Raw genomic sequence first — 12698 nt, 5'->3', positions numbered from 1 at the left:
GTTGAAAGTGTTTTGTAATTTAAAAACATTAATCCTATATTTGCAACCCGAATTATAGGAAACGAATAAGAAAAATAAAAGGCTAAATAGAAATGGCAAATCATAAATCTTCATTAAAAAGAATTAGAGCAAACGCAACAAAACGTTTACGTAACAGATATCAGGCAAAAACTACACGTACCTTTATTAAAAGATTACGTGCTGCAGAAGATAAAAAATCTGCATCTGATTTATTGCCTAAAGTAATCTCTATGTTAGATCGTTTAGCTAAAAAGAACATTATCCACAAAAACAAAGCGGCTAATAACAAATCAAAATTAACGAAATTCGTTAACGGTTTAGCATAAGCTAGTTTTTTATACGATATTAGAACGGTATTGAAGCAATTCAATACCGTTTTTTTTGTGATTAAATTTTTTTAGATGAAACGTTCTCTTGTATTCAGTTTTTTCTTTTGTCTTGCATTGGGAGTCTTTGCACAGAAAACTTATTTAGTTACCGGAAACTTTAAGTGCCCGTATGATGGCCTGTTATATTTGGTTCATGGCGATGAAAAAGATTCAACTATCGTTAAAAACGGAGCTTTTTCTTTCAAAGGAAAAGCCGGTTTACCTGCATTTTCCTATGTGTATTTTAAAAACAAAACAACGGTAACGCTTGATCCATTTTATTTAGGGGATGGTGATGTTGTTATAGAACTCGATACTGTAACTAAAAGCGGACTTAGAAAAAGCGGCAAGTTTAGTTACATAAGTATGCAGACAAAGTTTTTAAAGAAAGGCCTAACAGATAAGTTGATTGATTCTGTATCAAGCATAATATCTGAACGAACCAAAACTGTGGTTGATCAAGTAGCTAAAAATAGCGAAATTAAAAAGATTGTATTGGATTTTTTAACTTCACAAGCCAATACGATGGCGAGTACTGTTATATTAAAAAGGAATCTGGTAAGCTTTACTCACGCAGAACTTAAACAAATCTATCAATCGCTAAGTGCAGAAATTAAAGATACAAGCGAAGGAAAGGATATTCTTGGCGCCACAATTAAGTTGGTTCGGATTGTATTAGGAGAAAAGATACCTGATTTTGCACAAAATGATATAAAAGGAGAAAAAATTTCAATTCAGTCATTAAGAGGGAAGTATATTTTAATTGATTTTTGGGCTTCCTGGTGTATACCCTGCAGAAAGGAAAATCCTGTTGTTGTAGCCGCCTATCAAAAGTTTAAAGATAAAGGCTTCGAAATTTTAAGTGTATCACTAGATGATAAAAAACAGAATTGGCTAAAAGCAATAAAAGATGACAAACTCAGCTGGCTTCATGTTTCTGATTTAAATGGATGGAATAATGAGGTTGCAAAAATGTTTAGCATTCGATCGATTCCGGATAATATTTTAATTGATAAGGAGGGCGTCATTTTAGCAAGAGGGCTAACAGGTGTTACATTAGAAGAAAAACTCAATGAGATTTTTCCTAAAGTAAAGTAGATTAATCTGAATTTTTACGATATTAGTAAAGGCATCCCAACCAAAAGTTGGGATGCTTTTTTTTTGTCTGAAAAAATGGAAAATTACGAACAGAAACTGGGTATAAAGTTATGGGCGGAAGAAGATCGCCCGCGTGAAAAACTTTTATTACATGGCCGGAGACATTTAACAGATGCCGAACTGATTGCGATTTTAATTGGCTCGGGAAGTAAAAATGAAACCGCTGTGGATTTAAGCAAAAGGATTTTATCTTTTTACGATAACAATTTAACTAAACTAGGAAAAGCTTCCATTCTAGATCTTTCGAGGTTTAGAGGCATTGGAGAAGCCAAAGCCTTAACCATTATTGCCGCTTTAGAGCTTGGCTTACGAAGGAAGGAAACTTCGGAAGAGTCCATTACCCATGTTACAACCTCTAACGATGTTTATAAATATTTACATCAAACCTTCGCCAATCTCAATCACGAAGAGTTCTGGATATTACTCCTCAACAGGTCTAATCGGGTAATTGGTAAATTTTTAATCAGTAAAGGCGGGCAGGCAGGTACGGTAGCCGATCCGAAAATTATTTTTAAAACAGCTTTAGAAAACAATGCCGCAAATATTGTATTGGCACATAACCATCCTTCGGGAAATATAAAACCCAGCGAGAGCGATGATAAATTGACCAGGAATATGGTTGCCTCCGGAAATTTGCTCAGTTTGTATGTGGTTGATCACGTGATTTTCGCCAATAACCGTTACTATAGTTACAGAGATGAAGATTTAATTTAAAAGATATTTGATTGTTAAAGTACAATTAACCTTAAATTAGTATTATAGCGGCTTAAAATTAGTTGTTATTGGCCTGCCGGCATTAATTAAATGGTGAAATTATATTTATGAATACTTTAAAACTCATCCCTGTTTTTCTTTTATTAACAATTATGGCTTTCGCTCAGAAAAAAGCGGTTCCAATTAATATCATTACCTATAACATCCGCTTAAATGTAGCATCAGATGGTGTTAACGCCTGGCCAAACCGAAAAGATAATGTAAAAGCTTTGGTGAAATTTCATGATGCCGATATTCTTTGCGTACAGGAAGCTTTACCAGAACAATTTGATGCATTGCTCGAGAATTCTAATTTCGATGTCGTAGGGGTTGGGCGTGATGATGGTAAACGAAAAGGAGAATTTTCAGCAGTTTATTTCGATAAAGACAGGTTTACCAAAAAAGATGGCGGAACGTTTTGGCTGTCAGAAACGCCTGATGTTCCTTCAAAAGGATGGGATGCTGCACTTAACCGCGTATGCAGCTGGGTAAAATTGTACGATAAGCTGAATAAAAAAGAATTTATCGTTTTTAATACCCATTACGATCATGTTGGCGTGAAAGCAAGAATTGAATCCGCTAAATTGCTGAAACAAAAAATACAACAGATCGCACCTACCTTACCAGTTGTTTTTACGGGTGATTTAAATGTAACCCCTGAAACTGAAGCCATCGCTACCATCAAATCTTTTCTTATCGATGCGAAAGAGGTTTCTGCAGAGCCTCCATATGGCCCGGCAGGTACTTTTAATGCTTTTGATTTTAACAGCGACCTGAAAAACAGGATCGACTATATTTTTGTAAACAAAGGATTTAAAGTGCAGAAATTTGCGGTATTAACTGATAGTAAGGATAAAAGGTATTATTCTGATCATTTACCTGTGTTCTGCAGACTCTGGTTTTAATCTATGCTGTTAAAATCTGAATCACTGTTTCCTTTTCAATTCGAACTTTTTGGTAACGAATACCATTATCACTATATTTTCGAAACGCTGGCATTCATTATTGGTGTTAGGTTATATTATTACTATAAAAAAGGGATCGTAGATCCGATATCTGATGAAAACCGGCTGTGGATTATGCTGGGAGCCATGCTTGGCGCCTTAATCGGCTCGCGTGTAATTGCGGTGCTCGAAACGCCTGAAGTACTCCATCACCTTAGTTTTTCAGTTCTTTATCAAAGTAAAACCATTGTGGGTGGTTTGCTTGGCGGTTTGTTCGGTGTGGAGCTAATAAAAAATATCATAGGTGTAAATATCGCCTCTGGTGATATCTATGTGATCCCGATTTTGGTAGCGTTGATTATAGGTCGTATTGGTTGCTTTTCAATGGGGATCGACGAGCCAACTTATGGTGTGCCGACTCGCTTTTTTATGGGTGTGGATCTGGGTGATGGCATCCTTCGGCATCCCATCATGCTCTACGAAATAATCTATCTATTGCTTTTGATTTTCCTTTTTAATCGCTTAAAACATAAAGAACTGATTAATGGAGATCGCTTTAAGTTATTGATGGTGTTATATTTCCTGTTCCGTTTTGTAATTGAATTTATAAAACCTTACCAATCATTATTTTTAAATTTAAGCAGTATTCATTGGTCTGCATTGTTTATTTTTATTTATTATTATAGATTCATTATCAGAATTTCGAAACAGATTTTACCTAAACAGTAAACATTATGGCCAATACCAGAGATTATATATACTACGATTATACCAAAAGTCTTTGTCCGGAATGTTTACAGCTTTGCGATGCAAAAATTGTTTTTCAGGACGCTAAGGTGTTTATGCTGAAAAACTGCAGGACGCATGGCGATAGCAAAGTAATGATCGCCGATGATGTAGAATATTACAAACAGATCCGGAATTACAATAAACAATCCGAAATGCCGCTTAAGTTTAATACCAAAGTGCATTACGGTTGCCCTTACGATTGCGGTTTATGTACCGATCATGAACAGCATTCATGTCTTACTGTAATAGAAGTTACCGATCGTTGCAATCTTGCCTGCCCTACCTGTTATGCCATGTCTTCGCCAAGTTATGGCAGACATAGAACTTTGGCTGAAATAGAACGGATGATGGATGTGGTGGTGGCCAACGAGGGTGAGCCCGATGTAGTTCAACTCTCAGGCGGAGAACCAACGGTACACCCCGAATTTTTTAAGATTTTAGATCTTGCCAAAACCAAACCCATTAAACACTTAATGGTAAATACCAACGGTATCAGGATTGCAAAGGATATTAATTTTGTCGAGAAACTGGCCAGTTATATGCCCGATTTTGAAATCTACCTACAGTTTGACAGTTTCAGTGCAGAAGTTTTAACCAAATTACGAGGCGAAGACCTTACTGAGGTACGGAGAAAAGCCATCGATCACCTCAATCAGTTTAATGTATCCACAACTTTGGTGGTTACTTTACAGAATGGATTGAACGATCATGAAATCGGTGATATATTGGATTATGCCCTTAAGCAGAAATGTGTTCGTGGGGTTACTTTCCAGCCTACTCAGGTGGCGGGAAGAAATGATGATTATAATGATCAACAGGGAAGGATCACCTTAACTGAGGTGCGCAGGAAAATTTATGAGCAATATCCAATCTTTACCCCGCAGGATTTAATCCCGGTGCCATGCAATCCCGATGCCTTGTGTATGGCCTATGCCTTAAAAATTGGCGATGAGGTGATCCCGATGACACATCTGATCAATCCGGAAGATTTACTCAACAATTCGAAAAACACCATCGTTTTCGAACATGATGAGAAATTGAAAGAACACATGCTTAACTTGTTTAGCACAGGTGTTTCAGTTGATTGTGCAGAAGATACCTTCGGCGAATTGATGTGCTGCCTGCCACGGGTAAAATCGGATAGTTTAAGTTATGATAATTTATTCCGGATCATCATCATGAATTTTATGGACCCGCTGGATTTTGATGTGCGTGCGGTTAAAAAATCCTGTGTGCACATTGTGAGCGATAAATACAAAATGGTACCCTTTGAAACCATGAATATTTTTTACCGCGACAATAAAATTGATCTGATCAGGGAAAAGTTAAATATGAACTAACATGGACGGCTTATTTGTATTATTCATTGTTTATTGCCTTACAGCAGTTGTACTCTTTGTGGTTGGCATTATTCAGATTATTATTAAATCGTCGAGAAACGAACCTCTTAAACCTGGACTAAAATTGCTTATTATTTCAGTAATTATGGTGATAATCGGTTTTGGTGCCTGTGCGGTATTGCTTGCCAACAGTTAATCTCAAATTTAAGCTCATGGAAATTTTTATTGTATATTGGGTAATCGTGGTATTGTTGTTTGTAATAGGCATCATTCAGATCATTGTAAAAGCTGCGAAAAAACAACCCGTTAAACCCGGCCTTAAATTAGTTATTGCATCAGTTATTATGCTGGTAATCGGAGCAGGGGCATGTGCAGTAATTCTATCCAATTTAAATATTAGCCATTAGTCATTTTTATTGTGAAGATAGTGGGTTTAACTTTCTCCTTTGGGCTTTAAATAATATCTTTGCGTTTTATAATTCTTGAACTAAGGTTTTAGCGCTTGCATGCCTCAAATCTCATGTCTAGAATCTCAAATCTCAATAAATGAAAATATCATATAACTGGTTAAAACAATTCGTACAGATCGATAAAACACCTCAGGAACTTTCGTTAATCCTTACCAATGTTGGGTTAGAAGTAGAAAGTGTAGAAAAAGTGCAGCCTGTTGTGGGTGGCTTAGAGGGATTGGTTATTGGCGAAGTATTAACTTGTGTTCAGCATCCCAATGCCGATCGTTTGCGCATTACTACGGTAAATGTTGGTGCTAAAGAAAACCTTCAGATTGTTTGCGGTGCGCCAAATGTAGGTGCTGGTCAAAAAGTGGTAGTGGCAACAGTGGGTACAACCGTATATCCATTAGAAGGTGAGCCTTTTAAAATAAAAGAATCCAAAATAAGGGGAGAACTTTCTCAGGGCATGATCTGTGCCGAAGATGAAATTGGTTTAGGTAAATCTCATGATGGGATTATGATCCTTGCCGGGGATACCGAAATTGGGATTCCTGCAAAAGAGCATTTCAAAATGGATGATGATTTTGTTTTCGAAATCGGATTAACACCAAACCGTGCTGATGCGGCTTCGCATTTAGGGGTGGCCAGAGATTTAGCTGCTTATTTCAGAAGCGAATATGAAATGCCTGATCTTTTAGCTTTTAAAACGGATAACGAAAACCTGGTTATTCCGGTAGAAGTAGAAGATTTAGCAGCTTGTCCACGTTACAGCAGCTTAACACTTTCTGGCGTTACCGTGAAAGAATCGCCAGAGTGGTTAAAAGATAAATTAAAGGTAATTGGTTTACGTCCCATCAATAATGTGGTTGATATTACCAATTATGTGCTTCATGGTTTAGGGCAGCCTTTGCATGCTTTCGATGCCGATAAAATTACCGGTGGAAAAGTAATCGTGAAAAAAGTTGCTGAAGGAACACCATTTGTAACACTTGATGATGTGGAACGTAAGTTAAATGCAGATGATTTAATGATCTGCAATGCTGAAGCACCAATGTGTATTGCGGGTGTTTTCGGTGGAAAATCTTCAGGAGTTGATGCCAGTACCAAAAATATTTTCTTAGAAAGTGCTTACTTTAATTCGGTTTCTGTACGTAAAACATCGAAAAGACATGGCTTAAAAACCGATGCCTCTTTCCGTTTTGAGCGTGGTACCGATCCTGAAATTACAGTTACGGCTTTAAAATATGCGGCTTTATTAATTAAAGAACTGGCAGGCGGAGAAATTTCTTCATCAGTTTCTGATATTTATCCAAGTCATATCAAGCCTTTCGAGTTTGAGGTAAGTTATAGCAACATCAATAAATTAATTGGCGCAAATATTCCATCAGCAGAGATTAAACACATTATTACGGCATTGGGTATATCGGCAACCAATACATCTGATGATACTTTGGCTTTAAGAGTTCCATCATTTAAAGTAGATGTTACCCGCGAATGCGACATTACAGAAGAAGTATTGCGTATTTACGGCTATAACAATATCGAAATTCCATCAAAGGTAAATGCATCGCTTTCTTACAGCATTAAACCTGAAAAAGAAAATACGCATAACGTAATTGCAGATATGCTTACTTCGAATGGTTATGCAGAAATTATGTGTAACTCGTTGACTAAATCGGCTTATTCGAAAAATTTAGACGAGGCGGTATTTATTTTAAACCCTTTAAGCAGCGATTTAAATGTGATGCGCCAGAATTTGTTGATGCCGGCATTAGAAAGCGTAGCTTATAACCAAAACCGTAAAAATGCTGATGTTAAGTTTTACGAATTCGGTAAAACCTATCATTTAATTAATGAGCAGTATGTAGAGCGTCCCAGGTTATTGTTGTTGATTTCAGGTGCAAAACAAAGCGAGCAATGGAATCATAATGCTAAACCAGCAACTTTCTATAATTTAAAATCGGCAGTTGATGCCATTATTTCGCGTTTAGGCATTGCAAGCTATCAATCTGATGTTTTAAATGATGAAAACTTTGCTTATGGCATTAAATATTTCCGTGGAGATAAATCCCTGGTAAGCTTTGGTGCTGTATCAAAAGCCGACCGTAAAGTAGCTGATGTAAACGCAGAGGTTTTTTATGCTGATTTTGATTGGGCTGCCTTGCTGGATATTGTGAGGAAAAATAAAATCGTAAACAAAGAGGTTTCTAAGTACCCGCAAGTGCGCAGGGATTTATCTTTATTGATCGATCAGGCCGTAACTTTCGATACTTTAAAAAGCATTGCTTTCAAAACCGATAAAAAGCTGATCAAAGAGGTTGGTGTGTTTGATGTGTATGTTGGCGATAAATTACCTGAGGGTAAAAAATCGTATGCCTTGAATTTCATTTTGCAGGATGAGGAACAAACCTTAACCGATAAGCAGATCGAAAATACAATGCAGAAACTAATCGCGAATTTAACGGCACAAGCTGGTGCAGAAATTAGGAAATAAAATATAAATTCGTATTTTTAGAAATAAATTCATGACTTCTGTTGCAGATCAATTAGATAAAGTATTACAAAAAACGGCTCAGGTATTAGAGCTATGTAATGCGCTACAGGAAGAAAATGATTTATTAAAGCTTGAAAATCAATCGTTAAAAGTAGCACTCGATACGGCGAAGGGCAAAAATGTAGAACTTGACGAAAAATTAAGGGTTACTAAATTGGCCAAAAGTATAGAGGGAACAAGCGAAAAATCGCTTGACATTAAACAAAAAATTAACGATTTTGTGCGGGAGATTGATAAAAGTATTGCATTATTAAAAAAATAATGGTGCAAAGAAATCAGAAACTAAGCTAAACAAATGGGAGAAATCTCGATTAAAATAACCATTTCCGACCGTATTTATCCGCTAAAGGTGAATATGGAAGAGGAAGAAATTGTGAGACGGGCAGCAAAAATGATCAACGAGCGCATAAAGGATTATCAGGATAATTATGCGGTTAGAGATAAGCAGGATCTTCTTTCTATGGCTGTGTTGCACTATGCAACAGCTGTATTGAGAACAGAAAATAAAGTACAAAGCCAGGATACTGCTGTTGCCGATAAAGTTGAAGAATTGGATGTTTTACTCAGTAATTTCTTTTCAAAATAAGGTTCGTTCTTTCAAAGTATACGTCACTCTGAACTTGTTTCAGAGCCTGTTTAATAAGATCCTGAGCTGTAGCGCAGCGGAAAGCTACGTAGTAAAATCAATTCAGGATGACGCATGCCTTAAATATATTAGCACAAAAATATAGCCGCAGCTAGTTTTTGAGTTTCAAATTTTATAAAACTTAACACTTCAATATCTATAGGGTTAAGAGGGCGTATTTCATCTGCTATGGCACCTGAAAATGGCTTAAACCCTAATTATGCTTAGTTGAGGTTTAAAATGTATGAGACTTTAAAAATTAGTTGCGGTTTTTTTTTTACTTAAAAAACAAAATGGAAATAGTTGAAATATTAGGATACGTATTTGCCGTAATAGCGGGTATAGCTATCGGAGTAGTGGTAGGAAGATTCCTCCTGCGTAACTTGCTTAAACAGCAGGAAGTTGCTGCACAGAACAAAGTGAAGAAGATTTTAAAAGATGCAGAGAACAATGCAGAAATTTTAAAAAAGAATAAACTTTTAGAAGCAAAAGAGAAGTTTTTGCAAATGAAAGCCGAGCATGAACAAGAAGTGAATGCGAAAAACAATAACATTAACCAGCGCGAAAATACCATGAAGCAGAAAGAGCAATCGGTAAATCAGCGTATGGAGAACTTCAATAAAAAAGAGCAGGAACTCGATAAGCATAAAAGCAACCTCGAAAAGCAAACTGAACTGGCTGTTAAAAAACAGGAAGAAGTAGAAGTGCTTAAGAATCAGCATCTAAAACAATTAGAAACCATTGCTGGTCTTTCTGCTGAAGAAGCTAAAGAGCAATTGGTAGAAAATCTGAAACAGGAAGCCCGTACACAAGCAATGATGCAGGTGAAGGATATTGTTGATGAGGCAAAATTAACCGCCAGTAAAGAGGCTAAAAAAGTGGTGATCCAAACCATTCAGCGTACCGCTACTGAAGCTGCAATTGAAAATTCGGTTTCTATTTTCCATATCGAAAGTGATGAGATTAAAGGTCGCGTTATTGGTAGGGAAGGTAGAAATATCCGTGCGCTAGAAGCCGCTACCGGTATTGAGATTATTGTGGATGATACACCAGAGGCAATTATTTTATCAGGTTTCGATCCGGTAAGAAGAGAAATTGCCCGTTTGGCTTTACACCGTTTGGTAACAGATGGTCGTATCCACCCGGCACGTATTGAAGAAATTGTAGCCAAAACCAAAAAACAGATCGAAGATGAGATTGTAGAAATTGGTGAACGTACTGTGATCGATTTAGGTATTCATGGCTTACACCCTGAGTTAATCCGTATGGTTGGCCGTATGCGTTACCGTTCATCTTACGGACAAAACCTGTTACATCACTCTCGTGAGGTAGCTAATTTTTGTGCAACCATGGCAGCAGAGCTTGGCTTAAATGCTAAAATGGCCAAACGTGCAGGATTATTACACGATATTGGTAAAGTGCCAGATGATAACCCTGAATTGCCACACGCCATTTTAGGAATGCAATTGGCCGAAAAATATAAGGAGCATCCTGAAATTTGTAATGCTATTGGTGCCCACCACGATGAAATTGAGATGACTTCGATGATCTCGCCAATCGTTCAGGCTTGTGATGCGATCTCTGGCGCACGCCCGGGTGCACGTCGCGAGGTGGTAGAAAGTTATATTAAACGCCTTAAAGATTTGGAAGAACTGGCTTTATCTTATCCTGGTGTTGAAAAAACCTTTGCTATTCAGGCTGGTAGAGAATTACGTGTGATTGTAGAAAGCGAACGCATTACAGATGCGCAGGCAGAACTTTTAGCTGCTGATATTTCGACCCGTATTCAAACCGAAATGACTTATCCTGGTCAGATTAAGGTTACGGTAATCAGAGAAACCCGTTCAGTAGCATTTGCAAAATAGGTTAAATCGTCATCCTGAACTTGTTTCAGGATCTTAGTAATAGAAAAGGTTTGTGAAGGCACAAACCCCGGCGAAAACAAAATATAAAGCGATGGATATTCCATCGCTTTTTTTTATTTTTACATAATGAGCAAGCAAACCATAACAACCGAACCCAAACGACCAGTAGATGTACTTTTTGATAAGTATGCCGAAAGTCACCAAAATCCAACAAACAAACTCGTGCACTGGATCTGTGTTCCGTTAATTGTATTCAGCTTATTAGGATTGATCTGGCAGATCCCTTTTCCGCATATTGGCTTTTTGGGTAGCTATAATGGTTTCTTTAACTGGGCCTCTTTTTTATTGGCCTTTAGCTTGTATTATTACTTCACGCTTTCGCCGGTATTGTTTTTTTTGATGATCTGGGTGGTGGGACTAATGAGCTACATCATTGTAAAGATTGAACAGGCTGTGGGTTTAGGGAGCGGAACAGCCTATGCCATTTATGCGGCTATATTTGTTGCCGCCTGGATTGGTCAGTTCATTGGTCATAAAATTGAAGGCAAAAAACCATCATTCCTGGATGATGTTAAGTTCCTGTTAATCGGTCCGATCTGGTTATTGCACTTCATTTGCAAGAAAGTAGGTATTCGTTACTGACCCTGAAAGCACTTAACGTTTAGTTAACTTTAAAGTAAAACAATGTTAATTAACACCTAACCTGTAGTTAACACTGTGGTAATACTTTTGCCCTTATCAAATAAAGGCAAATTGGATTTACTAAACTCTTTTAAAAGAGCGGCACTCACGGTGTTCGCTTTAACGATCAGCATACTTGCGTATGCACAAACAGGAAAAATTTCTGGAACGGTTACCGATAAAAAAACGGGCGAAACCTTAATTGGGGTAACGGTTAAAATTAAAGGTACAACTAAAGGTACTTCTACAGGTGCAGATGGTAAATATACTATCGCTGCATTACAAGATGGCAAATTTATTATAGAGGCTTCTTATGTAGGTTATGCCAATAAAGAAGTACCGGCTGTGGAAGTGACCGGAGGGGCTACAACTACTTTAAACCTGGCGCTTGAAGAATCTAATTCTCAAAAATTAGCTGATGTACAGGTAAAAGGTCAGGCCAGCAGAGAAACTGAAACGGCACTTTTATCGCTTCAAAAAAATGCAATCGAAATTAAACAGGGTATCGGAATCCAGGAATTATCCAGGAAGGGTGTAAGTGATGTTGAAGAAGGATTAACCAAAATTACCGGTATTACCAAAGTAGATGGCAGGGGTTTATTTGTAAGGGGTTTAGAAGACAGGTATAATAATCTTTTAATAAATGGTTTAGCTGTTCCTTCTAACAATCCTTTCAAAAAGATTATCCCATTAGATCTTTTCCCAACAGACATTGTAAGTGTTTTAGAAACCTACAAAACATTCAACTCAGGTTTATATGGCGATTTTGCGGGTGGAACATTTAATATTGTAACGGCTAAGGGCGAAAAGGCAGTAACGAAAATTAATATCGGTACCAGCTTTCTTTCTAACAGTAGCTTTAAAAAATTCTTAAGACCGGAGGGTGAGACTTCAGTTGGCGATTACTTTGGTTTTCCAAGCAATGACCGTAGCATACCGAAGGTTTTCGGTAAGAAGCCATCATCTTATACCATGACTGCAAACGAAGCCAACTCACAGTTTGACTCTGGCTTCGATGTAGAAGAAGGAAATGCACCTTTAAATACAAATATTGGGATACTACATACACGAAAAATCAGATTTGACAATAACCGTTCTTTCCAGTATCTGGTTTCTGTAAATACAGATAATAATTTTCAAATAAGAGA

Annotated in this window: 14 protein-coding genes; all 14 read left to right on the top strand. The window is 37.3% G+C overall.

What is annotated here, in order from left to right:
* The first annotated feature begins 92 nt into the window (after window positions 1–92).
* Window positions 93–347 carry a 30S ribosomal protein S20 gene (gene rpsT / locus AC07YT_RS24715; RefSeq protein ID WP_010603296.1) on the top strand — a complete coding sequence of 85 codons (255 nt, stop codon included), beginning with the start codon at window positions 93–95 and terminating at the stop codon, window positions 345–347.
* Between the two features lie 75 nt (window positions 348–422).
* Window positions 423–1487 carry a TlpA disulfide reductase family protein gene (locus AC07YT_RS24710; RefSeq protein WP_086545128.1) on the top strand — a complete coding sequence of 355 codons (1065 nt, stop codon included), beginning with the start codon at window positions 423–425 and terminating at the stop codon, window positions 1485–1487.
* 75 nt (window positions 1488–1562) lie between these two features.
* Entirely contained in the window at window positions 1563–2261 is a 699-nt protein-coding gene (gene radC / locus AC07YT_RS24705; protein ID WP_086545129.1) for a RadC family protein, read from the top strand.
* Between the two features lie 107 nt (window positions 2262–2368).
* Window positions 2369–3205 (top strand): endonuclease/exonuclease/phosphatase family protein, encoded by an 837-nt coding sequence (locus tag AC07YT_RS24700; protein WP_086545130.1) that lies wholly within the window; start codon window positions 2369–2371, stop codon window positions 3203–3205.
* 3 nt (window positions 3206–3208) lie between these two features.
* Window positions 3209–3973, top strand: coding sequence for a prolipoprotein diacylglyceryl transferase family protein (locus AC07YT_RS24695; RefSeq protein ID WP_086545131.1), 765 nt, complete (start codon window positions 3209–3211; stop codon window positions 3971–3973).
* A gap of 5 nt (window positions 3974–3978) precedes the next feature.
* A complete protein-coding gene (locus AC07YT_RS24690; RefSeq protein ID WP_086545132.1) occupies window positions 3979–5373 on the top strand; it encodes a radical SAM protein in 1395 nt (464 codons plus the stop codon).
* 1 nt (window position 5374) lies between these two features.
* Window positions 5375–5569 (top strand): hypothetical protein, encoded by a 195-nt coding sequence (locus tag AC07YT_RS24685; RefSeq protein ID WP_086545133.1) that lies wholly within the window; start codon window positions 5375–5377, stop codon window positions 5567–5569.
* A 16-nt stretch (window positions 5570–5585) separates the two neighbouring features.
* The gene (locus AC07YT_RS24680) at window positions 5586–5780 is read left to right on the top strand and encodes a hypothetical protein (RefSeq protein ID WP_086545134.1); all 195 of its coding nucleotides are present in this window, start codon (window positions 5586–5588) and stop codon (window positions 5778–5780) included.
* Between the two features lie 139 nt (window positions 5781–5919).
* Window positions 5920–8319, top strand: coding sequence for a phenylalanine--tRNA ligase subunit beta (gene pheT, locus AC07YT_RS24675; protein ID WP_086545135.1), 2400 nt, complete (start codon window positions 5920–5922; stop codon window positions 8317–8319).
* 31 nt (window positions 8320–8350) lie between these two features.
* The gene (locus AC07YT_RS24670; protein WP_029277274.1) at window positions 8351–8641 is read left to right on the top strand and encodes a hypothetical protein; all 291 of its coding nucleotides are present in this window, start codon (window positions 8351–8353) and stop codon (window positions 8639–8641) included.
* Between the two features lie 33 nt (window positions 8642–8674).
* Window positions 8675–8965 (top strand): cell division protein ZapA, encoded by a 291-nt coding sequence (locus tag AC07YT_RS24665; RefSeq protein WP_086545136.1) that lies wholly within the window; start codon window positions 8675–8677, stop codon window positions 8963–8965.
* Window positions 8966–9297: 332 nt separating this feature from the next.
* Window positions 9298–10869 (top strand): ribonuclease Y, encoded by a 1572-nt coding sequence (rny, locus tag AC07YT_RS24660; RefSeq protein ID WP_086545137.1) that lies wholly within the window; start codon window positions 9298–9300, stop codon window positions 10867–10869.
* A 126-nt stretch (window positions 10870–10995) separates the two neighbouring features.
* Complete coding sequence (locus AC07YT_RS24655; RefSeq protein WP_086545138.1) at window positions 10996–11511, top strand: Mpo1 family 2-hydroxy fatty acid dioxygenase; 516 nt, start codon at window positions 10996–10998, stop codon at window positions 11509–11511.
* 111 nt (window positions 11512–11622) lie between these two features.
* A partial coding sequence (locus AC07YT_RS24650) for a carboxypeptidase-like regulatory domain-containing protein (RefSeq protein ID WP_494945573.1) occupies window positions 11623–12698 on the top strand: 1076 nt, incomplete at its 3' end.

This window comes from Pedobacter sp. GW460-11-11-14-TSB4, from assembly GCF_059423705.1.
This window is presented reverse-complemented; position numbering and strand designations above follow the sequence as displayed.